The organism is Myxococcus sp. AB056, assembly GCF_006547365.1.
In the GTDB taxonomy this organism is placed as follows: domain Bacteria; phylum Myxococcota; class Myxococcia; order Myxococcales; family Myxococcaceae; genus Myxococcus; species Myxococcus virescens.
In genome coordinates this window covers 23,182-46,449 of the sequence record NZ_VHLB01000057.1, presented here as the reverse complement: position 1 = coordinate 46,449, position 23,268 = coordinate 23,182, and the positions used below count along the sequence as shown (strand labels likewise).

19 protein-coding genes are annotated in these 23,268 nt (G+C 69.0%); 7 read left to right on the top strand and 12 right to left on the bottom strand.

The genetic code is table 11. The features are described from left to right. Positions 1-103 precede the first annotated feature (103 nt). Positions 104-445 carry a hypothetical protein gene (locus FMP39_RS23585; RefSeq protein WP_141592488.1) on the bottom strand — a complete coding sequence of 114 codons (342 nt, stop codon included), beginning with the start codon at positions 443-445 and terminating at the stop codon, positions 104-106. A gap of 158 nt (positions 446-603) precedes the next feature. Between FMP39_RS23585 and FMP39_RS23580 the strand changes: the two genes are divergently transcribed. Together FMP39_RS23580 and FMP39_RS23575 are read left to right on the top strand one after the other, a co-directional pair. Next, the gene (locus FMP39_RS23580) at positions 604-2,370 is read left to right on the top strand and encodes a HEAT repeat domain-containing protein (protein WP_141592487.1); all 1,767 of its coding nucleotides are present in this window, start codon (positions 604-606) and stop codon (positions 2,368-2,370) included. Positions 2,371-2,374: 4 nt separating this feature from the next. Next, on the top strand, positions 2,375-3,685 hold the full coding sequence (locus tag FMP39_RS23575; RefSeq protein ID WP_141592486.1) for an HD-GYP domain-containing protein: 1,311 nt from the start codon (positions 2,375-2,377) through the stop codon (positions 3,683-3,685). Here the strand turns inward: FMP39_RS23575 and FMP39_RS23570 are convergent. The 8 genes from FMP39_RS23570 to FMP39_RS23535 all read right to left on the bottom strand — a co-directional run bounded on the left by FMP39_RS23570 (position 3,666) and on the right by FMP39_RS23535 (position 13,055). Beyond that, positions 3,666-4,706: an RluA family pseudouridine synthase gene (locus tag FMP39_RS23570; RefSeq protein WP_141592485.1), complete on the bottom strand. Its 1,041-nt coding sequence runs from the start codon at positions 4,704-4,706 to the stop codon at positions 3,666-3,668. The genes FMP39_RS23575 and FMP39_RS23570 overlap by 20 nt on opposite strands. A gap of 10 nt (positions 4,707-4,716) precedes the next feature. Beyond that, positions 4,717-4,980 carry a hypothetical protein gene (locus FMP39_RS23565; RefSeq protein WP_011553384.1) on the bottom strand — a complete coding sequence of 88 codons (264 nt, stop codon included), beginning with the start codon at positions 4,978-4,980 and terminating at the stop codon, positions 4,717-4,719. An 85-nt stretch (positions 4,981-5,065) separates the two neighbouring features. Continuing rightward, positions 5,066-6,922, bottom strand: coding sequence for a helix-turn-helix domain-containing protein (locus FMP39_RS23560; RefSeq protein WP_141592484.1), 1,857 nt, complete (start codon positions 6,920-6,922; stop codon positions 5,066-5,068). After that, positions 6,919-7,872, bottom strand: coding sequence for a P-loop NTPase (locus FMP39_RS23555; RefSeq protein ID WP_141592483.1), 954 nt, complete (start codon positions 7,870-7,872; stop codon positions 6,919-6,921). Before FMP39_RS23555 ends, FMP39_RS23560 begins: the two co-directional genes overlap by 4 nt. Positions 7,873-8,092: 220 nt before the next feature. Then, complete coding sequence (locus tag FMP39_RS23550) at positions 8,093-8,686, bottom strand: HNH endonuclease (protein ID WP_140862554.1); 594 nt, start codon at positions 8,684-8,686, stop codon at positions 8,093-8,095. Continuing rightward, on the bottom strand, positions 8,683-10,080 hold the full coding sequence (gene selA / locus FMP39_RS23545; protein WP_141592482.1) for an L-seryl-tRNA(Sec) selenium transferase: 1,398 nt from the start codon (positions 10,078-10,080) through the stop codon (positions 8,683-8,685). Before selA ends, FMP39_RS23550 begins: the two co-directional genes overlap by 4 nt. A gap of 135 nt (positions 10,081-10,215) precedes the next feature. Further along, on the bottom strand, positions 10,216-10,419 hold the full coding sequence (locus FMP39_RS23540) for a cold-shock protein (RefSeq protein WP_011553379.1): 204 nt from the start codon (positions 10,417-10,419) through the stop codon (positions 10,216-10,218). 230 nt (positions 10,420-10,649) lie between these two features. Next, on the bottom strand, positions 10,650-13,055 hold the full coding sequence (locus FMP39_RS23535; protein ID WP_141592481.1) for a transglycosylase SLT domain-containing protein: 2,406 nt from the start codon (positions 13,053-13,055) through the stop codon (positions 10,650-10,652). A 107-nt stretch (positions 13,056-13,162) separates the two neighbouring features. Here FMP39_RS23535 and FMP39_RS23530 point away from each other — a divergent pair, with 107 nt between their 5' ends. Both FMP39_RS23530 and FMP39_RS23525 read left to right on the top strand, forming a co-directional pair. Next, positions 13,163-15,406, top strand: coding sequence for a sensor histidine kinase (locus FMP39_RS23530; RefSeq protein WP_141592480.1), 2,244 nt, complete (start codon positions 13,163-13,165; stop codon positions 15,404-15,406). Positions 15,407-15,491: 85 nt separating this feature from the next. Continuing rightward, positions 15,492-16,154, top strand: a complete 663-nt coding sequence (locus FMP39_RS23525) for a zf-TFIIB domain-containing protein (protein WP_141592479.1) — start codon at positions 15,492-15,494, stop codon at positions 16,152-16,154. Positions 16,155-16,177: 23 nt separating this feature from the next. On the opposite strand, the gene FMP39_RS23520 is transcribed toward FMP39_RS23525, so the two are convergent. After that, positions 16,178-18,151: an ABC-F family ATP-binding cassette domain-containing protein gene (locus tag FMP39_RS23520; protein WP_141592478.1), complete on the bottom strand. Its 1,974-nt coding sequence runs from the start codon at positions 18,149-18,151 to the stop codon at positions 16,178-16,180. Between the two features lie 122 nt (positions 18,152-18,273). Here FMP39_RS23520 and FMP39_RS23515 point away from each other — a divergent pair, with 122 nt between their 5' ends. Then, positions 18,274-19,962 carry a serine/threonine-protein kinase gene (locus tag FMP39_RS23515; RefSeq protein ID WP_194858535.1) on the top strand — a complete coding sequence of 563 codons (1,689 nt, stop codon included), beginning with the start codon at positions 18,274-18,276 and terminating at the stop codon, positions 19,960-19,962. A 56-nt stretch (positions 19,963-20,018) separates the two neighbouring features. Here the strand turns inward: FMP39_RS23515 and FMP39_RS23510 are convergent, their stop codons facing one another. After that, positions 20,019-20,756, bottom strand: coding sequence for an NAD-dependent deacylase (locus tag FMP39_RS23510; protein WP_141592477.1), 738 nt, complete (start codon positions 20,754-20,756; stop codon positions 20,019-20,021). Positions 20,757-20,855: 99 nt separating this feature from the next. Between FMP39_RS23510 and FMP39_RS23505 the strand changes: the two genes are divergently transcribed. Further along, a complete protein-coding gene (locus FMP39_RS23505) occupies positions 20,856-21,341 on the top strand; it encodes a GAF domain-containing protein (RefSeq protein WP_141592494.1) in 486 nt (161 codons plus the stop codon). A 21-nt stretch (positions 21,342-21,362) separates the two neighbouring features. Here FMP39_RS23505 and FMP39_RS23500 read toward each other — a convergent pair whose 3' ends face one another. Further along, a complete protein-coding gene (locus tag FMP39_RS23500; protein ID WP_141592476.1) occupies positions 21,363-22,274 on the bottom strand; it encodes a pseudouridine-5'-phosphate glycosidase in 912 nt (303 codons plus the stop codon). A 75-nt stretch (positions 22,275-22,349) separates the two neighbouring features. On the opposite strand from FMP39_RS23500, the gene FMP39_RS23495 reads away from it, so the two are divergent. After that, a complete protein-coding gene (locus FMP39_RS23495; protein ID WP_141592493.1) occupies positions 22,350-23,261 on the top strand; it encodes a DMT family transporter in 912 nt (303 codons plus the stop codon). The last annotated feature ends 7 nt before the right edge of the window (positions 23,262-23,268 follow it).

The following is a 23,268-nucleotide window of genomic DNA, read 5'->3' as shown; positions in this document are numbered from 1 at the left end:
GCGAGGAGCAATCCTCGCCGCCCCGCTCATTTCCAGAGCGGGTGCGGCGTGCCTCCTGAAACCCCGTCCAGGAGGCGGCGAGCACCCACCCGGGCCGTCTCGCTCAGAGCGGCGAGTGGGAGGACGGCACGGGCTCGGGCCGCACGGGGCCAGCGGCCTCCGTGGCCTCCGCGCACACGTACTCCGTGCGCAACGGCGCGACGATGCCGAAGGTCGCCGCGTAGACGATGGGGCTCCACCACGGCCAATACACATCCACGCGGGAGAAGCCGTGCTGGCACTCCGGCGCCACCACGTTCGAGGTCGTCAGTCCGGCGACCAGGCTGGCTCCGGTCTGCTCTTCGGGCGCTCCTCCGCGCGGCGCTCCGGAACGGAGGCTCATCCGGAAACACCCCGTCAACGTCAACGAAACCAGCAGCAGCGAGCACGTCAGCAACCGCGCCATGGACGTCACCCCGTTCCGGCGGATGACGCATGTGGCAACACAACCAGAAATCCCCGTCATTCTCATGCCTCGTCACGGGAACGACACCCAAGCCATGAGACTTCCACGGGCCGTCTCCTGGGTGGCCGTCCAAAATCGGGTTAGGCTTGGGTGACAGCATGGCCCACCCCCCTAAAGCCATCCAGGAATCCAACGCGGAGCCCCCGCTTTCGCCTGAGGCACGTGAGAAGGTTGAGTTGGCGAAGACGTTCGCCTTCCACCTGCTCAAGGGCATCAAGCAGATCGGGATGTATCGCCACAACGAGTCGCGCTTCCCGGAGTTCCTCGGGAAGGCGCTCGAGTCGATTGCCACCTACACCGACAAGTTCGGTCCCCTGTCGATGAAGGTGGAGCAGCAGAACTTCCTGCTCCTCGGTGAGTCGCTGTTCTCCGAGGACACCCCGCTGCCCTACAAGTTCTTCCGTGACGGCATCCGGCAGCTCATCTTCCGCCCAGGTCTCACGGTGGAGGAGCTGACCACCTTCACGCTCATCGCCCTGTCCGAGCCGGAGCGCGGCGCGGAGGACGTGCTGGCGCAGCTGTGGCGCGCGAGCATGGAGCACGTGGAGTACGTGGTGGTGGAAGGCTTCTCCATGGAGAACGCCAGCGAGGAGGAAGTGCAGGTCGAGGTGGACAAGGTGGTGGGCTACCTCTACTCGCGCCTGCAGACGAACTCGGATGACTACCTGCGCTTCGCGCGCGTGTCCGCGGAGGACCTGGACGCCAAGCTGGACGGCGTGGAGCAGATTCGCGGACTCGTGGTGGGTGGACGGCATGCCTCGGACGAGCTGAAGGCCAAGCTGCAGCGCGAAGTCTCCGAGGAGGAGAACGCCCGGCTGTTCCCCAAGCTGGTGAGCGCCGTGTTCCAGGTGGTGGAAGGCGGCGTGGATGACGCGTCCCTGCTCGAGGAAATCTTCGTGCAGTTGCTGGACATGCTCCTCCTCCAGGACGACTTCGGCACCATCAACCAGATCGTCCTCAAGCTGCGCGCGCTGTCCCAGCGCGAAGGCAGCGAGGACCTGGCGAAGATGTTGGAGAACTTCCTCCACAAGATGGGCGAGGAGCAGCGACTGATGCGGTTGGGCGAGTCGCTCAAGTCGACGCGTCCGAAGAACCCCGCGGACGTTTCGCGCTACCTGCAGGTGTTGGACCGGGACTCCATCATCCCCCTGCTGTCGGTGCTGGAGAGCATCGAGGTCGCCGACAACCGCACCCTGCTCTGTGACGCCCTCGCGGGTTTCGCGCGCGAGCTGCCCGACCCCTTCGTCGCGCGGCTGATGTCAGAGCGACCGCAGACAGTGCGCGACATGGTCTACATCCTGGAGAAGAGCAATCACCCGGACCGGGTGAAGATGTTCGGCCAGGTGCTCAAGAGCCCCAACCTGGTGGTGAAGTTGGAGGTGCTCAACATCATCGGCCGCGGGCGCACGGGCGAGGCCCGGCGCATCATCGCGGACGCGCTCACGGACTCCATCTCCCAGGTGCGCATGCTGGCGGCGAAGCTGCTGCCGGAGTTCGACCGCGACAAGGGCTACGCGGACCTGATGCGCCTGGTGCGGGAGCCCGGCTTCGACAAGAAGACGCCCGACGAGCGCGCCGCGGTGTACGCGGCCATCGGCTCCACGGGCACCCCGGGCGCCCTGTCGATGATGCAGCAGATGCTCGCGACGAAGCCCTCGCTGCTCAACAAGAAGCGCGTGCTGGAGGACAAGCTGCTGGCCATCCACGGCCTGGGCGGCGCGTGCTCCATCCAGGGCTACAAGCTGTTGCAGGCGGTGGTGGAGGACAAGAACCAGCCGTTGGAGGTCCTCACCTCGGCTCGCAAGGCGATGTACCAGACGAAGAAGGCGCTCTTCGGAGACTCGGCGCTGTCGGAGGAGGCATAGGCGCATGGCCGACAACCTGAAAATCACCCAGGCGCAGGACGAGAACACCAACGAGTACGGCCGCGAGCACAACGAGAAGCTCCAGGTCCTGGCGCGCTCGCTGGTGGCCGGCCTGTACATGCTGGTGCGCTCGGTGAAGATGTATGACCCGGAGAACGCGGTCTTCCAGAAGCCGCTGCACCAGCTCCAGGACATCATCAATCAAATCATCGGCAAGGAAGGCCGCCTGGAGCTCACCGGCGTCAAGGAGTCGTTCTACCTGAACGGCATGCTGGTGAAGGTGGACCTCAACTCCATCGAGAACCAGCGATACCTGCTGGCGGAGCTGCGCTCGAAGGACGTGGGCGGCTTCACGCTCACCAAGCCCGTCACCGTTCCGGAGCTGAAGAACTTCATCTGGATCTTCAGCAAGGAGCAGACGACCGCGTCCGAAGAGGACGGCCTGTCCAACCGCAAGCTGCTCAACATGCGGGTGGCCAAGTTCTCCAAGCTGAAGGAGAAGCTGAACAAGGACCTGGACAACCCGGGCGACCAGAAGGTGGACCGCAAGAAGTACGCGATGACCATCTACGCGCGCGCCGTGTTCTTCCTCACGAAGTACCTGGAGTCGGTGCGCGCCGGAAAGCCCATCAACGCCTCCAAGGCGCTGCGCCTGGTGCAGGACTTCGTCGACATCTCCTACGAGCAGCGGACGCACTTCCTGGGCATGACGACCATGCGGCGCGAGGACGACTACCTCGTGTACCACCAGGTCAACGTGTGCCTCATGAGCGTCGTCTTCGGCGCGGAGCTGGGGCTGACGAAGCCGCAGCTGCGCGACCTGGGCTACATCGCCCTCTTCCACGACGCCGGCATGGCCACGCTGTCGGAGGAGCTGTCGACGAAGCGAGGCGCGCTGACGCCCGAGGAGAAGCAGACGGTGCAGCGCGCGCCGCTCATCTCCGTGCGCAACATCCTGATGGAGAAGGGCTTCAGCCGCTCCACGCTGCTGCGCGTGGTGACGACGTTCGAGCACAAGACGGACTTCGGTACCGCCGTGCGCGACTCCCGCGGCAACATCCAGATGATCATCCCGAAGACGAACCTCGGGGTGTACGCGAAGATCATAGCCATCTGCGACGCGTACGACGCCCTCACCTCCAAGCGCCCGTACCGGGATGCCTACGGCCCGGAGGTGGCGCTGATGCTGATGTGGTCGGAGATGCGGAACAAGTTCGACCCGGAGCTGCTGTCCGTCTTCATGCGGGTGATGGCCATCCAGCCCGTGAAGGTGCTGTCCAAGCGGCAGCAGTCGCTCAGCGTGTCCGGCCTGTAGTCCGCTTCGAGCCGCCCGCCGCCTTCCGGGGCGCGGGCTGCTTTCGGGTGGCGGGAGGGGCCTCCGGCGGCGCGGGGACGGTGGCCCGGAGCAGCGTCAGGGCCGCCTCCAGGTCCGCGGGAATGGGCGCCTCCAGCTTCAGCACCTTGCCCGTGCGCGGGTGCGCGAAGGACAGGCGCCACGCATGGAGCGCCTGGCGCCCCAGCCGCTCCTGGGCCTCCGCCGCGGCGCCCTTCGCCTTGCGTCCGGCGCCGTAGAGCGCGTCGCAGAGCAGGGGGTGGCCGGCTTCGGAGAGGTGCACGCGAATCTGGTGCGTGCGGCCGGTGAGCAGGTCCACCTCCACCAGCGCGGCGCCATCGAAGGCCTCGAGGACGCGGTACTCGGTGATGGCGTTCTTGCCCTCCTTCACCTTGCCCGTGAAGCGCTGGCGGTGGACGGGGTGGCGGCCGTAGAGCGTCTCGATGCGCCCTTCCGCCGGCGGGACGCCGTGGACCAGCGCCAGGTACGTCTTCTCCACCGCGCGCGTCTTGAAGGCCTTCTGGAGCGCCACCAGCGCCTGCTCGTTCTTCGCCACGACGAGGCAGCCGGTGGTGTCCTTGTCGAGCCGGTGGACGATGCCGGGCCGCAGCTCGCCGCCAACACCGGCCAGGTCCTTCACCCGGTGCAGCAGCGCGTTGACCAGGGTGCCGGAAGCGTGGCCCGCGCCGGGGTGGACGACCATGCCCGCCGCCTTGTCCACGACGACCAGGTCGCGGTCCTCGTGCAGCAGCGCGAGCGGGAGCTCCTCCGCCAACGGGACGGCGGGAACGGGCGCCGGAATGTGGAGGACGAGCAGCTCACCGCCGCGCAGACGCCGGGCCGGTTTGGCCGGCTGGCCGTCCGCGAGCACATGCCCGGCCTCGATGAGGCCGTGGATGCGAGAGCGCGTGAGGTCCGGGAACGCGCGCGCGAGGTATTGGTCGACGCGCTCGCCGCGAGCTTCGGGCGGAGCGCGGTGCTCTCGCGTGTCAGGCGCTACCACGGGGAGGGGGTTACCAGATCTTCGACTTCACATGCGCCTTCGAGCGCAGGACGATGTCGTTGATCGCCCGCTCGAAGAAGTTCATCTTCGTGAAGATCTCCTGGCTGACGCGGCTCTTGTAGAGCTCGCGGCCCTCTTCCAGTTCCTCCTTGAGGACCTCGAAGAGGTTGTCCTGTTCGATTCCCTTGATGATCTTCTGCTCGTTGTAGAGCGAGATATCCGAGGCAATCGCACGGGCGAGCCGCATCGCCTTGACCTTTTCCTCGTCCGTCATCGTGCTACCTACTTAGGCAGCGGCTGGAGGCGAGTCAACTTTCCTCGCAACGCCGGTGACATCCGAGCACTTCCGGGCGCCTCCCCTACTTCCGGCCTGACTTCTCAGAAGACAGGGCCAGGTAGCTCTTGGACACGCGGAGTGGATCCAACCCCAGCTCGCGGGCGAGGCTCATCAGGATACCTCGCAGGTAGACCGAGGGCGGGAGCAGGTTGTAGCGGTCCGCCTCGACGTTCTCCAGGTGCATGCGCGTGATGCGGGTGCGGTCGGCCACCTGCTGGAGGGTCACCCCTCGGGCCTCTCGGACCTGCCGGAGCAGTTCGCCGTTGAACTCGGCATCGGACGGGATGTCCGGGACGCGAGGCCGGGGCTCACGGGCCCGCGACGCGGCCTGGGACGCCTGCGCCAGCGCCGCCTCCGCCGTGGCGATGGCGGAGTCCTGGGCGATCTGCGGTGCGTCTCCCAGGGGCCGCCCGGGACGCGCTCCGGCCCGGCCCGGCTCGGGCTGGGCCTCCGTGGCGGGCGACGGACGGACAGGGACGAGGGCGGTCGACTCGGCCTCGGGTGCCTGGGAGGCCGGCGGTACCGGGCTGGCGCTCGCTGGAACCGGCGGGTGGGGCTCAGCGCTGGCTTCGGATGCCGGGGCGCCAGTCACGGCGGTAGCAGGCGCCGACGGGGGCTGGGCCGCCACGGCGCTGGCCGGAGCGCCTTGCGTGGGGGACGGCGCGGCGGCTGGGCCGCTGGCCGGAGTGGCCGAGGCAGCCACCGCGGCACCGCTTTCCGCCACCGGGGCGCTGACGGGAGCGGCCGAGGCGGGCGTCGCAGGCACCGGCGCATCGCTGACCGGAGCCGGCGCGCTGACAGCGCCTGCCGGACCAGGCGTCGGTACGGCGGCCGAAGCAGTCACCGGCGCATCACTGACCGGAGCCGGCGCACTGACAGCGCCAGCCGGACCAGGCGTCGGCACGGCAGCCGTCGCAGGCACCGGCGCATCGCTGACCGGAGCCAGCGCACCCGGACCAGGTGTCGGCACGGCGGCCGAAGCAGTCACCGAGGCGTCGCTGCCCGAAGATGGGACGCTGACCTGGGGAGCCGTCGCCGGAGCCGGCGCGCTGCCCGTTACCGCAGGGCCCCCTGGGGAAACCGCAGCAGTTGCGCTGGCCGCCACGACTCCAGGCACCACCGCAGCGGCCTCATGCGCCGCGGACGGCTCACCCACCGGAGCCGCAGCCACCACACCAGAGGCCTCGCGCTGCGACTCAGCGCTCGCGGCCCCTGTGCCACCACCCGAAACCTGGGGCTGAATCGACGCAACGGGAACATCCACCGCGCTCCCCAGCCGCTGCGTGTCCTGCAACGAGCTGGACACGTACGCAAACGAGAACCCACGGAAAAACGACGCCCGGAAGTCCGCCTGTCCCGAGGACGCCGGCATCGCCTCCACCCGAGGCTCCGTCGCATGGGCCCCGGCATCCCCTTCCCCATCCCGCCCCGTCATCGCGGTCTCCGAGTCCTCCACCGGCACGTCTCGCACTGCTCCTGTCCTCCCGTTCGTCCCCGTTTCGGGGACCTGCGTCGAAAGGTGGCCAGTTTGATCTTCCGCGCCGGAAGCGGCAACCCCAACGAGCTCCGGCTCCACCGGCGCGGCGGCGTGTGCCACCTCGCCCCCGGTCGACACCGCGTCCATCAACCGGCGGGCCGGGAGCCCCAGGTCCTTGTCGTACTCGGCACGCAGCTCTTCGTCGGAGAGAATCTCCAGCGCCTCGGCGAGCCGAGTGCGGAGTTCATCCACCTGACCCTCGTCCACAAGCGCATAGACGGCGATGGAGTCCGGCGAATACAGCTCCGTCAGCCGTTCGTACGCCGCCTGAATCTCCTCCTTTGGAGCGGTGACGGGGACTTCGAGAATCTCGTAATAGGTCTGCTGCTCGAAGGGCTTCATGGTGTGGAACGCTGGGCGGAGCCGTCGAGTGAGAGGATACGCGTTGCGATGCCCTGAATGGCAGTGGCCGCCGCGGAGTCGGGTCGCTCGATGAGGACGGGCTTGCGCTTGCGCACCGCGCGCCACGCCTCGTCGTCGTAGCGAATGGCTCCCAGGACATCCATTTCGATGCCAAAGAACTTCTTCCATGCGGCGGCCACCGAGGTGCCCACCGACAGGTCCGCGTCCGTGCGCGCCTGGTTCACGATCAGCCGGATGCGAAACGCGGAGAGCTCGCGCTCCAAGCGGTCCGCGATGGCCGGGTCCTTGCGCCGGGCCTGCGCCAGCACGTCATGCAGCGTGCGCAGCGCCCCCTCACGGGTGGTGAGCGCGTCCTCCACCAGGTCCTCGATGCCGTACTGCGACTCCACCTGCTGGAGCTTGCGGAAGAAGGCCGCCTTCGCGAAGCGGTAGGCGTTCTCCACCGACGTGGGCTCGGGCAACATCACCAGCACGCCGTGGTCGGCGAGAATGAAGAAGTCGATGGTGTTGAAGCTCGTCCCCGCGCCCAGGTCCAGGATGAGGTAGTCCGCCGACGTGCCCATCAACGTCCGCAGCAGCTTCTGCTTCTGCGCGTACTTGAGGTTGGCCGCGTCCAGCGCATCCTGCGCGCCGGCGATCAGCGACAGCCGGGGCACGCCCGTCGGAATGATGACCTCTTCCAGCTGCGCCTTGTTCCGACGAAGAAAGTCGGACAGCGTCGCGTTGGGCTGTCCGACCCCCAGGCACGTGTGGAGGTTGGCGCCGCCCAGGTCCACGTCCACGAGCAGCACGTTGGCCCCGGATTGGGCCAGGGCCACGCCCAGGTTGGCGGACACCATGGACTTGCCAATGCCGCCCTTCCCGCCTCCCACGGCAATGATGCGCCGCGGGCGAGGACGGCGTGACAGACCAGGAGGGCCGGAGACCATGGAGCCTGGCTCCGTGGGGCCCAGGACACGGGATTCAGTCCAGGGCGCTGGCGAGGGTTGGGGCATGCTCCCCCATCAAATCGCGAACCCGGGGTCGCGTCGACTCCCCGGCCTTCTTCATCCGTTCAGTGGAACATCCCGGCCCGCGCATGCGCCGGAAACCCGTCACTCCCGGTGTTTCCAGCCCCTGCGTCGAGCCCGGATGCCTACCAGGCAGGCGCTACTCGTCGAGCAGCTCGACGTTCCAGTACGACGCATCTGCCAGGTGCAGGAACGGCAGCCACTCCCGGTACGTCACCTTGCGGGTGGCGCCGCGGAACAGCGGCGTCCAGCGCGGGCGCACGGGCTTCTTGAGCAGCTTCATGTGGGCCTGCTCCGGCGTCCGCCCACCCTTCCTCAGGTTGCAGGGCACGCAGGAGCACACCACGTTCTCCCATGTCGTCTTGCCGCCCTGCGTGCGCGGCATGACGTGGTCCAGGTTCAGCTCGCTGCGCGGCAGGTTCTTGCCGCAGTACTGGCAGGTGTCGTTGTCGCGCGCGTAGATGTTGAGCCGGGAGAAGCGCACCCGGCCTCGGGGCAGATGGTCATACGCGCTGAGCACCAGGACACGAGGAACGCGGATGGTGCGCTCGATGGTGGTGATGCAGTCCTGTGTCGCGCTCAGCTCTGCCCAATCCGCGAACTCGTAGAGCCGGTACTGCGAGTCGATGGCCTTGGCCACACCCAGGTACAGGAGCGAGAACGCCCGCTTCACCGAGGTGACATGCACCGGCTGGTAGTACCGGTTGAGGACAAGCACGGCGCTGTTGATCATGGCGGGTTCCCTGGAATGGCGGCCGCAACGGCATCCGCGACGGCCTGGAGCTCCTCCTCCTCGAGACACCGGACGTCGAGGAGCACCTCGCCATCCGCGATCCTCCCAATAACCGGCGACATTCCTCCGCGCAGGCGCTCCAGGAATTCTTCCGGCGTCCCTAGGGTGAGGATGCACGCGGAGGACGGCAACCTGGCCAGCGGCATGGCACCCCCACCCACCTGCCCCTCCACGCTGGCCACCCGCGCACGCACACCATGCCCCGCCAGCAGGCCCTGCAGCCGTACCGCCCGGGCGCGCAGGTCTTCCGGCGACTGGGCAAGCAGGCGATGCACCGGAACCTCGTCCGCCCGGCCATCCCGGTACAACGCCAGGGTGGCTTCGAGCGCGGCGACCGTCAGCTTGTCCACCCGCAGGGCCCGCATGAGCGGGTGGGCCTTGATGCGTGCCAGCAGCACGGACCGGCCCACCACGACTCCCGCCTGGGGTCCTCCCAACAGCTTGTCTCCCGAAAAGGCGACTACGTCCGCGCCCGCCGCCACGGCCTGGGCCACCGTGAGCTCCCGGCTCAGGCCCTCGCCCTTCAGCGGCACCAGCGCGCCCGCGCCCAGGTCCTGGAACACCGGCACGCCGCGCGCGCGGCCCAACGCCGAGAGCTCCGCGACCTCCACCTCTTCCGTGAAGCCCACCAACGCGAAGTTGGAGCGGTGCACCTTCACCAGCAGCGCCGACTCCGGGCCCAGCGCCGCCGAGTAATCCGACAGCCGCGTCCGGTTGGTGGTGCCCACCTCCACCAGCTTCGCGCCCGACTGCCGCATCACCTCCGGGACACGGAAGCCGCCGCCAATCTCCACCAGCTCACCGCGCGACACCACGCACTCGCGGCCGGACGCCAACGCCGCCAGCACCAGCAACACCGCGCCCGCGCAGTTGTTGACGACGACCGCGTCCTCCGCGCCCGTCAGCGAGCGCAGCAGCCCCACCAACGGCGCGTAGCGACTGCCCCGCTCTCCCTCATCCAGGTCGTACTCGAGGTTGGAATACCCCCGGGCCACCTCCGCCACGCGCGCCACGGCCGAGGCCGCCAGGGGTGCGCGTCCCAGGTTGGTGTGCAGCACCACCCCGGTGGCGTTGAGCACGGGCCGGAGCCCCGGCGTGGCCAGCGTGTCCAGGGCGTGCTGGACATCCGCATCCTCGAAGCCCGGCCCGCCCGACGCCACCAACCGGCCCCGGGCTCGGTCCACCGCCAGCCGGAGCGCGGCCACGGCACGGGCCCTGGGGACTCCGCTCAACAGGGGTTCCAGCGACGGGCGCCGCAGGAGCTGCTCGACGGAGGGGAGCGCGCGCAAGAGCGCATTCTTCCCACCGTCTCCACTGTTCGACGGGGCGCCCATGCCCCGAGTCTAGGGGAGCCGCCGGGCAAGTTCCAGGCGCGCCCTGGAACATCGGGGTGACAAAAAGGAAAAGGCCCAGCCTCCCTCGGGGAGACTGAGCCTTCGGACTAAGCGCTATGAGCGCTCAGTAGGTACTCAGACCGGGCGAACGTTCTGAGCCTGCAGGCCCTTGGGGCCACGGGCCACGTCGAACTCGACCTTCTGGCCTTCCTGCAGCGTGCGGAAGCCCTGGGTCTGAATCGCAGTGTGGTGGCAGAAGAGGTCCTCGCCGCCGCCGTCCTGCATGATGAACCCAAAGCCCTTCGCATCGTTGAACCACTTCACGGTACCAGTCGCCATTACGCTTCTCTTCGTCTTTCTCTACCAGCTTCATGAATTGAGCTGGTTGCCACGCCGTGTGAGGGTGCGGCCTTGGCCATGTGTCACGTTTCCGGCCAGTTGCATAGGGGGTCCCCCACACGCAGGCACCCTTTTTCCGGGCGTGGACATAACCCGCGGCATCCGCGCCCCATTCCGCACGAATTCTCCACCGACACCACCCAGCAGGCGCCCGGAAGGCGGCAGCGCACCTACTTCGCGGCGCTCTTGAGCACCGGCAGCTTGGGCGCCCGTCCGTACAGCAGTTGGTACGTGTTGAAGGAGCGCAGCACGCGCTTGATGTAGCCGCGCGTCTCGGAGATGGGGATTTCCTCCACCCATGCGTCCAGCGCCATGTCCGGCCTGTCGGACCTCCAACGATTCACCGCGCCAGGACCGGCGTTGTAGCTGCCCACCGCATAGGGCGTGTGCCCGTTGAAGCGCTTGAGCAAGCCGCCCAGGTAGTGGGCCCCCATGCGGATGTTGAGGTCGGGCTGGAGCAACTGGTCCACGCTGAAGCGCTTGAGCTTCAGCTCGCGCGCCACGCCCTTCGCGGTGGACGGCATCAACTGGGTGAGGCCCATCGCGCCCGCCCACGAGAGCGCCTTGGGGTCCAGCGCACTCTCCTCCCGCATCAACGCCTGGAGCAGGTCCGGCTCCACGCCCGCGTCCGCGGTGTGCTTCTCGATGCTGTCGCGGAAGGCGTTGGGATAGGCCACCTCCCACACCACGCGCGTCTCCGGCGTGATGCGCCCGCTCAAGTCCTTCCGCAGCGCCAGCCGCGCCACCGCGTGGGCGGAGCGCTCGTCCCCGGCCTCGTGCAGCACCAGCACCAGCAGGCGCACGGACTCCGCGGGCAGATTGGTCCGATTGACGGCCAGCATCTCGGACGACACGGCTTCCTTGAAGCCCAGGCGGTACAGCTCCACGCCCGCGCGGAAGTGCGGGTCCTCGCCCATGGGGCCGGCGAACAGCGGCCAGGGGCTGGCGGCCTCGGGCACGGTGAAGATTTCGGCGGACACCTTCTCCAGCCGCGGCGGGTCCACCTTCGCCAGCTGCGAGCGCGCCATCAGCCCGTAGTAGGTCGCCGGGTGGTCCACGGAGAGCTTCTCGAACAGCTCCGCCGCGCCCTGGATGTTGCCCTTCTCTTGCATCGTCCGCGCCCGCCAGTAGCGCGCGCGCTCCACGTCGTAGCTCTCGTCCGCCTTGGCGAACTGCGCCTCGATGCGGTCCAGGAACGACAGGCCGGAGTCCTCCACGCCCGTGGTGCGAGCAATCCAGAACGCCTTGAAGAGCGCCTCGCCCAGGAAGTCCCCCTGCGGGTACAGCCGGGCCAACGTGTCCAGGCGGGCCATGGCCTCCTTCGGACGGCCCGTCTTCAGGTAGAGGTCGGCCGCGTAGAAGAGGCCGTCATCCGCGAACGAGTGGTCCGGGAACTCGCGCGCCAGCCGCTCGTAGGTCTCCGTGCCCCGCGCCTGGTCGACGATGGAGCGCGACGAGCCGAGCACGTACAGCACGCGCGCCAGCAGGTCGCGGTCCTGGCACTTCTCCGCCACGGGCGTCAGCACCTGGATGGCGCGCGTGTGCTGGCGCTCCTTGCGCATGCCCTTGCCGAAGGCGAAGTGCGCGCGGCAGGCCAGCGGATCCGGAAGCGCCAGCTTCGGCAGCAGCGGCTCCAACTGCTCCAGGCCGGCCTTGTTCCGGTGCAGCTCCACCAGCGCCTCGCCACGCCCCACCTTCGCATCGACGGGCGGCGTCTGCCCCTTGAGGCGCTTCTCGGCCTGCTTCGACAAGGCGGACAGCGGGTGCGCGGCCCACAGGCGCCACAGCGCGGCGCGCTCGGCGGCCTTGTCCTTCTTCTCCGCGGCGATGTCGGCGATGGCCATCAGCGCCTCGGCGCCCACGTTGCGGCCCCAACTGGGCGCCGCGCGCGACGTGAGCGGCTCCAGCGCGGCCATGGCGCCCGCCGCGTCCTTCTTCTTGCGCAGCACCCGCGACAGGGCCAGGCGCGCGTCCACGTACAGCTTGGACTCGGGGGGCACCTGCTCCAGCAGCACCGCGGCCTCATCGAAGCGGCGCAGGCTCTCCAGCGCCACGCCGCCATGCGTCAGGCAGCGGTCCTTCAGCGCGGGATAGTCCGGGGCCAGCGCGGCGAATTCCTTGGCGGCGGACGCGTCATCTCCGGCGCGGACTGCGGCCAGGGCGCGCAGGTAGCGCACCGGCGGGCTGTCGCCCTCGTCTTTCAGCAGCTCGCGGGCGCGCGCGTACTGTCCACGGTCGAACGCGTCACGGGCCTCCTTCTTCTTGCCCTCGCCGAAGTAAGGCGCCAGGTCCTCCAGCGCGTAGCGGCGGCCCCGGTGCACCACCGGTGTGGGCGGCGCGGCATTGGGGAAGGCGGGGTTGAGCACCTCCACGTAGCCCACCGGAAGCGGCGCCTTCTCCGAGTCGGGAGGGGGCGACAACTGCGCCTCTGGAGGCGCGTTGCTGGGGTGCTGGGCCGGCGCTTCGGACGCCTCGGGCTCGGCCGGGGTGGACGAAACCGCCTGCGGGGCGGGTGCCTGCGCGGTCATCAGGAGCGCGGAGGCGGCGACGGCGAGCTTGGAAAGGAAGGGCTTCATACGCGGGGGCTGGGTCCCAGGGAGATGCGCGCGGGCTCGCCCCAGGACAACCGGCAGGTCATGGAAAATTTCCGGAGGCTGACACAGGTTAGACTGTCCGCCTCCTCATGGACATCCGGACACAGAGCGCGCTGCTGGCATCCATCATCGGGCTCGCCCTGGGCGTGTCCATGTTGCTGCGGCCCGGCAGGCCCAGGGTACTGACGCTGTACTCCGTCTTCGCGCTGACGGTGGCCGGCTACTACCTTTCGCTCTTCTTTCACAGCGTCTTCCCGGCCGGCGACTACCCGTGGACATCCCGCATCTTCGTGGGCGCCACCATCCTGGTGGGTTCCCTGGTGCCGGGCGCGGCCGTGGCCTTCTTCCTGGAGTTCCTGGGCGTCAGCAAGGGGACGAACCTGGTGGGCCGCCGGCTCGCCCTGCTGTCCGCCGTCCTGGGGCTGACCGTGGCGGTCACCCCCCTGGCCGACAAGCTCTGGGCCCGGGTGGGCATGGGCGTGTGGGTGCTGGGCACGCTGCTGACCTACGGTTCATTGCTGCTCCACCGGGTCCGCACCACCGAGTCGCGCATCGAGAAGTTCCGGCTGGCCTACCTTGCCAGTGGCGCGGGCGCGGCCATCCTCTTCTCCGCGCTGGATTTCCTGGTCAGCTTCGGCATCCCCTTCCCCACGCTGGGGTCGGTCTTCTCCACGCTGTACCTGTTCTTCCTGGCCCACACGCTGCTGCGCCTGCGGCTGATGGACCTGCACGAGCTGCTGGGCAAGATTGCCTCGCAGACGGTGCTGGCCAGCATCCTGGCCGCCGTCTTCACGGTGCTGACGGCGTGGGGCAAGGAGAACACCGGCCTCTTCCTCTTCAACACCGTGGTGGCCGCGTTCGTCATCCTCATCCTCCTGGAGCCGCTGAAGGTGAAGGTGGAGGAGATGGTGGTGCGCATCTTCTTCCGCGAGCGCTTCGCCCTCCTGGACTCGCTGGGCGCGCTGCGCGCGCGGATGGCGAACGTCATCGAAATCTCCGAGCTGGCCCGGCTGGTGCTGGACACGCTCCACGAGACGGGCCGCGTCACGCACGCCTCCGTGTACCTGCTGGCGGAGGACCGGCCCGGGTACCGGCTGCTGGACTCACGCGGGCCGCTGCCGGTGGCCTTCCTGGACACGGCGGTGGCGCGCGGCCTGCTCTTCGCCGCGGCCAGCGGACAGAAGGCGGTGCTGCGGGAGAACGTGGAGCGCCGCATGGCCACCATGCGGCTGCAAGCGGTGGAGGGCAAGCGCTACCGGGACGAGCTCAAGCGGCTCAACGACACGCGCACGGCGCTGGTGCAGGTGAAGGCCGGCATCGCCGTGCCGCTGATGGGCAATGACCGCGTCATCGGGTTCCTCAACCTGTGGGACGAACGGGTGCCGGAGGCCTTCGCGTCCGACGAAATCGCCATCATCCTGGAGGTGGCGGAGCGGCTGGCGACGGTGCTGGAGAACTCCAAGCTCTACGAGAAGATTCGCGAGCGGGACCGCCTGGCCGCGCTGGGTGAGATGGCGGCGGGTCTCGCGCATGAGATTCGCAATCCGCTGGGCGCCATCAAAGGCGCGGCGCAGTGCCTGGACCCGGCGCACTACCAGGGCGAAGACGCGGAGTTCCTCGAAGTCATCGTCGAGGAGGTCAACCGGCTCAACGGCGTGGTGACGGCGTTCCTCGACTACGCGCGCCCGCTGAAGCAGAGCTTCGGCACCACCGACCTCAACGAGGTCGTCACGCGCACCATGCGGCTCATCCAGAACGATGTGCCGTCCAACCTCCACCTGGCCGTGGAGCTGGACTTGATGCTGCCGCGCGTGGACGGCGACGCGGAGCAGCTCAAGCAGGTGCTCATCAATCTGGTGCAGAACGCGGTGCAGGCGCTCGAGACGCGCGAGGGCCGCATCAGCGTACGCACGGAGAAGCCGGAGCGCTTCGGTGAGCTGCGCAGCGCCGGCACCGAGTTCGTGGAGGTGCAGGTGTCCGACAACGGGCCCGGCATTCCTTCGGACCAGCACCCGCACATCTTCGTGCCGTTCTACACGACGAAGCAGAAAGGCACCGGCCTGGGGCTGGCCATCTGCCAACGCATCGTGAAGAACCACGGCGGAAGCATCTCCGTGCAGAGCAAGATGGGCGAAGGCACCACGTTCGTCATCCGCCTCCCCGCCCTCCCCTCCGAGCAGCCACCCGCGGAGGCCTTCTCCGTGGACGGCCTGCCTGCCGGGAAGCGGCCGTCGCAGTCATTGCCCGTGTCCGATGAACTCCGCGACGCGGGCAAGCCATCGCATGTGGACGGCCGCGCCAAGCGGGAGCGCCGCAAGCGGCTCCGCGCGTAGCGACACCGGGTGGTGCACCGGGGGAACGCACCTTCCGGACATTGCTGCTTTCACCCCTGGGGGCGAGCGCCTATAGCTCATCCCCATGAGCGCATGCCCCTTCTGCCAGAACTCAATGCAGCTCACGCCCAGCGGTGAGCTTCCCCTGGAGACCTGTGGCGCCTGTGGCGCGGTGTGGTTCGAGGGCGAAGCGCTCACGAAAGTCATGGGAGGCTCCGTGTCGGATGCGCTCCTGCGACGCGCGAAGAACCGCCCAGGATGCTGCAAGGGCTGTCAGGGCGAGCTCCAGTCCGTCTCGGAGTGCACACACTGCGGAACCCGAGCCCCCACCTGTCCACGCTGTGGCCGCGCGCCCCTGCCCGTGGTGGAGGTGTTCGGGGTCCCCATGGAGGTGTGCTCGGGCTGCGCGGGCGTGGCCCTGGATGAGGGCGAGCTCCAGCAACTGCAAGACGCCGTGGAGACGTACCGCGACGAGCCGTTGGATGCCCGCGCCACGGTGCGGCTCGAAGGGCCCCCCTGCTGTACCGCGTGCCGACGCAAGCTCCGGCTGGAGCACGGCTTCGTCGCGGAGGAGCGCCTCTACTGCGGGAGCTGCGCGCCCAGTGGCGCCACCCCCTACAGGGAAACGTTCAGCAGCCATGACATCCCGATGTTCGTCCCCACCCGGCGCGGAGGCAAGACCTTCAACCTGGCCGGGTACGCCTCCGAGGGCTTGATGTGGCTGCTCCACCGGATGCTCACCCGATGAGCCGGGCGAGCGCCGCGCGGCCCTCATCCCAGTGACGCGGACGCCTCGGCCAGCTTCTCCTGCGCGGCCTCCCAGCGGGCATAGAGGTCTTCCAGCTCCTCCTTGCTCGCGCGGTGCGTGTCCATCAGCGGCTTGGCGCGCGCGAAGTCGTTGTAGAGGGCCGGGTCCGCGAGCTGCGCCTCGCGCTCCTTCTGTCCGGCCTCCACCTCGGCGATGCGCGCCTCCAGCTTCGCGATCTCCTTCTTGAGGGGCCCTTCCACCACGCTGCGGCGCTGGCGCGCCTCCGCCTCCAGCCGCTTGCGGTCCTTCTCCGTCATCGGCCCGGAGGCCACCTTCTCGCCCCGCGCCTGGCCCGCCGCCATGGCCGAGGCCTCCGCCGCCGCCTGCTGGAGCTTCTGCTGGTGGTACAGGTAGTCGTCCAGGTTGCCCGGGTGCGGCGTGAGCTTCCCGTCCGCGACCTCCCACACGTGCGACGCCAGGCCGTTGATGAAGCTCCGGCTGTGGCTGACGAACAGCAACGTGCCGCCGTAGCCCTTCAGGGCTTCAATCAGCATCTCGGCCGAGTCCAGGTCCAGGTGGTTGGTGGGCTCGTCCATCAGCAGGAAGTTGGACGGCACCAGCAACAGCTTGGCCAGCGCCACCCGCGCGCGCTCACCACCACTCAGCACGCCAATGGGCTTCTCCACATCGTCGCCGCTGAAGAGGAAAGCGCCCAGCACACCGCGCACGTAGCTCTCCGGCTTGTCCGCGGCCAGCGGGCGCACCTCTTCGATGATGGTGTTCTGCCGGTTCAGCTTGTCCGCGTGGTGCTGCGCGTAATAGCCCACCACCACGTTGTGCCCCAGCGTCACCGTCCCGGTGTCCGGCGCCAGCTCGCCAGCGACCATCTTCAGGAGTGTCGTCTTGCCCGCGCCGTTCGCGCCCACCACGGCGATGCGCTGCCCACGCTCCACGCGCCCGGTGAGGCCGTCGTAGATGGTCTGCGCGCCGTACCGCTTGGTGATGCCCTCCAGCGTCACCACGTCGCGCCCGCTCCGCTCGACCTCGGGGAAGCGGAACTTCATCGACGTCCGCTCCTCCAGGACCTGCACCTTCTCCAGCTTCTCCAACATCTTGGCGCGGCTCTGGGCCTGACGCGCCTTGGTGGCCTTGGCGCCGAAGCGGTCGATGAAGCCCTGCAGCTCCGCGCGGCGCGACTCCACCTTCTCGGCGCGGGCCCTCAACAGCTCCTTCTCCTCGGCGCGCAGGCGTTTGTACTCGTCGTAGTTCCCCGCGTACTCGCGCACGCCCTCCACTTCCAGGGACACCACCCGGTTGATCTGCCGGTTGAGGAAGTCCTTGTCGTGGGAGATGAGCACCAGCGCCTTGTTGGAGCGGCGCATGAAGTCGTCGAACCACGTGAGCGTGGGCACGTCCAGGTGGTTGGTGGGCTCGTCCAACAGGAGCAGGTCGGGGTCCTGGAGCAGCAGTCCCGCCAGGGCCGCGCGCATCCGCCAGCCGCCGGACAGCGCGGAGGTGGGCTTGGCCAGGTCCGTGTCGCGGAAGCCCAGGCCCTTGAGGATGCGCTCGGCGTGGTGGCGGCCGTAGCGGTTCTCGAAGTCGTCCAGCTCCGCGTGCAGGTCCGCCAGGGACTGGGACAGCTCCAGCTGGTCCTCCTCGTCCGTGGCGGCGGCGAGCGCCGCCTCCGTCTCCTTGAGGCGCGCCTCCATGGCATCGCGGCCGGGCACGGTGCTCATCACCGCCTCCACCACGGTGCCATCCGGCAGCCCGGCGATTTCTTGCGGCAGATAGCCCGCTCGGGCCTTGCGGCTGTACTGCACCGTCCCCGAATCGGGCTGGGACACGCCCGCCAGGATTTTCATCAGCGAGCTCTTGCCCGTCCCGTTGGCCCCTACGAGGCCCACCCGGTCCCTGGGACCCAGTGTGAAACTGTCCTGATCGAAGAGGACCTTCTTTCCGTAGGAGAGACAGAGGTCCTGGGCGATGACGAGGCTCATGGCGCCGGGGATGTAACAGCCCGCGAGCCCCTCGGGAATGTCGGATGTGCCCGTCCGTTCGCTCAGGGGCCCTACAGGGGCTTTCCGGGTTGGGCCGGGGCCTGTCTATACTCTGACCCCACATGGCTGCCCCCTGTCCCCATTGCGGAAGCACCGACGGCGTCGACCACCTCTGTTCAGGCCAGAGCCTCCAGCTCCTCGGCCAGGTGCTCGACGGCCGTTATAAAATCGAAAGCGTCCTGGGCCAGGGCGGCATGGGCATGGTGTTTCGCGCCACCCAGACGTCCGTGCAACGCCCGGTGGCGGTGAAGACGCTCAACCCGTCGCTGGCCGCCGCCCCCCAGTTCTTCGAGCGCTTTCGCCGGGAGGCGGAGCTCGCCAGCCGACTGCGGCACCCCAACGTCATCACCATCTTCGACTTCGGCCGGTCGCCGGACGGCACCTGCTACTACGTGATGGAGCTCCTGGAAGGCGAAAGCCTGAAGGAGACGGTGAAGCGCCAGGGCCCCATGTCCCTGCGACGGGCCTTGAGCCTCGTGGAGCAGGCGTCGCAGGGCCTGGCGCACGCGCACGCGGAGGGTTGTGTCCACCGCGACCTGAAGCCGCACAACATCATGGTGCAGCAGCTCAGCGGCCAGGACTTCGTCAAGGTGCTGGACTTCGGTCTGGTGAAGGCCATGGAGTCCGAGGAGGAGGAGCAGCTCACCTCGACCGGACAGGTGCTGGGCACGCCCCAGTACATGCCGCCCGAGCAGGCCGGCGGCGAGTCCGTGGACCAGCGCTCCGACCTCTACTCCATGGCCGGCGTGCTCTACTTCTGCCTCACCGGCAGCTCGCCCTTCGGCGCGAACACGGTGCGCAAGGCGCTGACGGCGTCGCTCACCCAGGCGGTGCCCGCCGTCAACACCAAGCGCCAGGGCGCCCCCGTGCCGGCCGCGCTGGATGCCTTCTTCAAGAAGGCGCTCGCCCCGGAGAAGGAGGACCGGTACCAGAACGCGCAGGAATTCATCGACGCGATGCTGGACACCGTGGCGGACCTCACCTCCGAGGAGCTCGACGCCATGCCCAGCGGCGGCGTCCCCAGCGCCAGCGAGCGCGGCAGCAACAGCCGCAGCCGCTCCAGCCGTCAGGGGAGCCAGAGCGGCATCCGCTCCTCGCGGGTGGGCGCCGCGCCGACCCTGGGCCGGGGCTCCACGCCGTCCAACGTCGTCGTCGCCAGGTCCCAGGGCGGCGGGAGCAGCTCGTCGTCCTCTCCCAGCCGCATCCGCTCGCAGACATCCCGGTCCGCGCCGCCGCCCCCGCCTCCCGAGCCGGAGGGCATGTCCACCGGCAAGAAGGTGGCGCTGGTCGCCGTGCCGCTGGTCCTGCTGGGCATTGGCGCGGCCGTGGTCCTGGGCACCCCGGGCGGCAGCGCCCCCACGACGCCGGTGGTGGTGAACGTCCCCCGCGACGCCCCACCGGCCACGACGCAGACCGCGACCGCCACGACGGGAACGCCCGAGGAGGCGCCCGTCCTCACGGTGAGCCTCGATTCGACGCCGTCCGGCGCATCCATCTACGAAGGCGAGGAGATGGTGGGCACCACGCCCACGAAGCTCCAGCTCCGCCGCGACAAGGTGCACTCCTTCAGCTTCCGCTTGCCGGGACACCAAGACAAGGAGCTCACGCTCAACCTGCGCCGGGTGGCCGGGGATACGCAGACGGCGAACGTGGTGCTGGAGCCCGTGCGAGCCGCGGCTCCCGGACGTTCGCCGCGCCCCCCGCCGAAGCCGGCGAGCCCGTCCGGGCCTGACATCTCCGTCTTCGAATAGTCCCTCAGGGGGCACGCGGAAGCGCCGCGGTGCCCCCTGTCCTTCCGACACCCGCGTCAGGCGAGCTTCGCGAGGGTCGGGAGGACTTCCCCGCTCTTGCCCACGATGCGGTGCTCGAAGCGGCTGGAGTTCTCCGCCGGGTCCAGGTTGACGAGCCACGTCTTCCCTCCCGCCTTGCGCACCTGGTCCACGATTCCAGCGGCCGGGTACACGGCGCCAGAGGTCCCCGCCGCCAGAAAGACGAAGCGTCCACCCGAGGTGGCGGCCCGCAGCGAGAAGTCCTCGATGCGCTGGATGTCCGCCGGGTCCAGGTATTCGCCGAACCAGACGATGTGGGGCCGCAGCAGCTTCCCACACGCGTCGCACTCGGGCACCACCCCCGCGGGGTACACGGTGGCGTCCTCGAACGGGGGCCGCTCGCAGCGGCTGCAGCGCGTCTTGAAGAGGTTGCCGTGCATCTCCACCACCCGCTGACTTCCAGCGCGCGTGTGCAGGCCATCGACGTTCTGGGTGGCGAGCAGGAAGCGGTCCCCCAGGTGGCGTTCCCAGGCGACGAGCGCCTCGTGGCCCGGGTTCGGGTGGACGGCGGCGGCGGCCTTGCGGCGCTCCGAGTAGAAGCGCCACACCAGCGCCGGGTCCTTCCGGAAGCCCTCCGGCGACGCCACGGCCTCCACGGGCTGGTCCTCCCAGAGTCCGCTCATCCCGCGGAAGGTGGGGACTCCGCTTTCAGCGGAGACTCCCGCGCCCGTGAGAACGAGCAGCCAGGTATTCGAATCGAGGATGAGCGAATCCATGTCGGCTCCTGTGCGGCGGAAAGCGAATCAAGCTATGGATGGGACGCTGACCCTACCGGGGCCTGGTGCTCGCGGGAGGTCGCCTTGCGAGGTCCCATCATGGCGGAAGTCACCCTGGATCTGCGCGGCATGCCCAAGGCCGAAGCCTACGCCGAGCTGAAGCAGCATGTGCGCGCGGTGCTCGAGGGCATCGATGACGACATCACCGGCATGGCCACCATGAGCTGCCTGCTGCACCACGCCTTCGGTCACCTGTGGACGGGATTCTACCGCGTCGTCACGCCGGGCCGGCTGCTGAGGGTGGGCCCTTACCAAGGCACGCTCGGGTGCCTGGAAATCCCGTTCGGCAAGGGCGTGTGCGGTACCTCCGCGGCGAAGGGCGAGTCGGTGGTGGTGGCGGACGTCCACGCCTTCCCGGGCCACATCACCTGTGACGGGCGCTCGGCATCGGAAATCGTTGTCCCGGTGTTCGGCCGCAACCGGGAGCTGCTGGCCGTGCTCGACATCGACTCCGAGCACAAGAACGCCTTCGACGAAGTGGACCGCCGCGAGCTGGAAGAGCTGGTGCGCTGGTTCCAGCGGTAGCGGCGGCCCGCGTCCGGGGACTCAGCTCGCGCGTGCGTACGCCACGGCGAGCTGACCGGCGAAGCGCGCGTTGTTGGTGAGCAGCGCCACGTTGGCCTTGAGCGTCTTGCCCCCGGTGCGCTTCGCCATTTCCGAAAGGAGGAAGGGCGTCACGGCCTTGCCGCGGATGCCCTGCCGGTCCGCGTCGGCGAGCGTCGCGGCGATGTGCAACTCCACCTCGTTGCGAGGCAGGGACGTCTCCTCGGGCGGAGGCACGGTGTAGAGCACCCCACCCTGCTTCAGCGACTCGAAGCGGGCGCGGGCGATGCGGGCAGCCGTGTCCACGTCATCCGCGCGGTGCTCCAGGGGGATGCCAGAACCCCGGCTGTAGAACGACGGCAGCTCGTCCGTCCCCACGCCGATGACGGGCACGCCGGCCGTCTCGAGCAGCTCCATCGTCTTGGGCAGGTCCAACACGGACTTGGCGCCCGCGCACACCACGGCGACGGGGAAGCGCGCCAGCGCGGCGATGTCCTGGGAGATGTCGAAGTGCTCCGACGCCCCACGGTGCACACCTCCGATGCCACCGGTGGAGAAGACACGAATGCCCGCGGCGGCGGCCATCTCACACGTGGCGCTCACGGTGGTGCCTCCCGTGGCGCGCGTGGCCATGGCGACAGCCAGGTCTCGGGACGCCACCTTGAGCAGACGCTCCTTGCCCTCCGCCAGCCGGCGCATCTCCGGCTCCTCCAGCCCGACGCACAGCTGCCCGTCGATGATGGCGGTGGCGGCGGGAACGGCGCCAGCGCGGCGGATGGCCTCCTCGCACGCTCGGGCCGCGGCCAGGTTGTCTGGATACGGAAGGCCCTGGGCCACGACGCTCGTCTCCAGGGCCACCAGCGGTTGGCCGGCCTTGAGCGCGCGGCGCACCTCTTCCGAAAAGCGTAGGTCCATGCCCAGGCGTTTAGCATGCCCGGCTTCAAACGTCGGCTTGCGCGCGCAGCCCCTCGGGCCTATTCCCCTGCCGCCGTGTCCACGCCCACCACCGCCGTTGTGCCTGTCCCCTCACGCGGCATCTCCGCGTCCGACCTGGCCATCGTCGGCGTCGTGATTGCCTGGGGCACCAACTACACGGTGGTGAAGGAGGCGATGGAGACGCTCCCTCCCCTGGCCTTCATGTCGCTGCGCTTCACCATCGCGGCGTTGGCCATGGGCGCGCTACTCCTCGGCGTCGAAGGCTGGAAGCCGCTTCCGCGCCCGGTGTTCCTCAAGCTGTTGGGGCTCGGGCTGGTGGGCAACACCGTGTACCAGGTGTGCTTCATCGTCGGCCTGGCGAACACCTCGGTGGCGAACAGCGGGATGCTGACAGCGGTGACGCCGGTGCTGGTGGCCACGCTTGGCGCCCTGTTCGGCGTGGATCGGCTCACCCGCCCGCTCATCGCGGCACTGGCGCTGGGCGTGGTGGGGATGCTGCTGGTGCTGGGGGGACGCGGCGCTTCCGAACATGGCGCGTCCTTGCTCGGCGACGGGCTCATTGTCGGCGCGAGCCTCTGCTGGGCCATCTACACGGTGGGCATCCGCACCGTGGGCCCGGAGGTGTCCGCGCTGCGCATCACCGCCATCAGCATGCTCACGGGCGCACCGGGCGTGGTGCTCGTGGGCGTGCCCGAGCTGCTGCGGCTGGAGACCGAGAACATCCGCGCCGGCGCCTGGGCGGGCGTCGTGTACTCGGCGCTGGTGCCGCTGGTGCTCGCGTACTTCATCTGGGGCCGCACCGTGCAGAAGGTGGGCAGCAGCCGCGCGGGGCTCTACAACACGGGCATCCCCGTGGTGGCCGCCCTCACGGCGTGGGCCGTGCGTGGAGAGCGGCCCACCTGGACGCAGGTGCTCGGCGCGGGGCTCGTCCTCTCCGGCGTGCTGCTCAGCCGGCGGAAGTCGTAGGCGCCAG

What these genes read in the sequence shown, in the direction of transcription:
- FMP39_RS23585 (WP_141592488.1), bottom strand. Translation starts at nt 445, where the DNA reads ATGGCGCGGTTGCTGACGTGCTCGCTGCTGCTGGTTTCGTTGACGTTG.
- FMP39_RS23580 (WP_141592487.1), top strand. Translation starts at nt 604, where the DNA reads ATGGCCCACCCCCCTAAAGCCATCCAGGAATCCAACGCGGAGCCCCCG.
- FMP39_RS23575 (WP_141592486.1), top strand. Translation starts at nt 2,375, where the DNA reads ATGGCCGACAACCTGAAAATCACCCAGGCGCAGGACGAGAACACCAAC.
- FMP39_RS23565 (WP_011553384.1), bottom strand. Translation starts at nt 4,980, where the DNA reads ATGACGGACGAGGAAAAGGTCAAGGCGATGCGGCTCGCCCGTGCGATT.
- FMP39_RS23560 (WP_141592484.1), bottom strand. Translation starts at nt 6,922, where the DNA reads ATGAAGCCCTTCGAGCAGCAGACCTATTACGAGATTCTCGAAGTCCCC.
- FMP39_RS23555 (WP_141592483.1), bottom strand. Translation starts at nt 7,872, where the DNA reads ATGGTCTCCGGCCCTCCTGGTCTGTCACGCCGTCCTCGCCCGCGGCGC.
- FMP39_RS23550 (WP_140862554.1), bottom strand. Translation starts at nt 8,686, where the DNA reads ATGATCAACAGCGCCGTGCTTGTCCTCAACCGGTACTACCAGCCGGTG.
- selA (WP_141592482.1), bottom strand. Translation starts at nt 10,080, where the DNA reads ATGGGCGCCCCGTCGAACAGTGGAGACGGTGGGAAGAATGCGCTCTTG.
- FMP39_RS23540 (WP_011553379.1), bottom strand. Translation starts at nt 10,419, where the DNA reads ATGGCGACTGGTACCGTGAAGTGGTTCAACGATGCGAAGGGCTTTGGG.
- FMP39_RS23535 (WP_141592481.1), bottom strand. Translation starts at nt 13,055, where the DNA reads ATGAAGCCCTTCCTTTCCAAGCTCGCCGTCGCCGCCTCCGCGCTCCTG.
- FMP39_RS23530 (WP_141592480.1), top strand. Translation starts at nt 13,163, where the DNA reads ATGGACATCCGGACACAGAGCGCGCTGCTGGCATCCATCATCGGGCTC.
- FMP39_RS23525 (WP_141592479.1), top strand. Translation starts at nt 15,492, where the DNA reads ATGAGCGCATGCCCCTTCTGCCAGAACTCAATGCAGCTCACGCCCAGC.
- FMP39_RS23520 (WP_141592478.1), bottom strand. Translation starts at nt 18,151, where the DNA reads ATGAGCCTCGTCATCGCCCAGGACCTCTGTCTCTCCTACGGAAAGAAG.
- FMP39_RS23515 (WP_194858535.1), top strand. Translation starts at nt 18,274, where the DNA reads ATGGCTGCCCCCTGTCCCCATTGCGGAAGCACCGACGGCGTCGACCAC.
- FMP39_RS23510 (WP_141592477.1), bottom strand. Translation starts at nt 20,756, where the DNA reads ATGGATTCGCTCATCCTCGATTCGAATACCTGGCTGCTCGTTCTCACG.
- FMP39_RS23505 (WP_141592494.1), top strand. Translation starts at nt 20,856, where the DNA reads ATGGCGGAAGTCACCCTGGATCTGCGCGGCATGCCCAAGGCCGAAGCC.
- FMP39_RS23500 (WP_141592476.1), bottom strand. Translation starts at nt 22,274, where the DNA reads ATGGACCTACGCTTTTCGGAAGAGGTGCGCCGCGCGCTCAAGGCCGGC.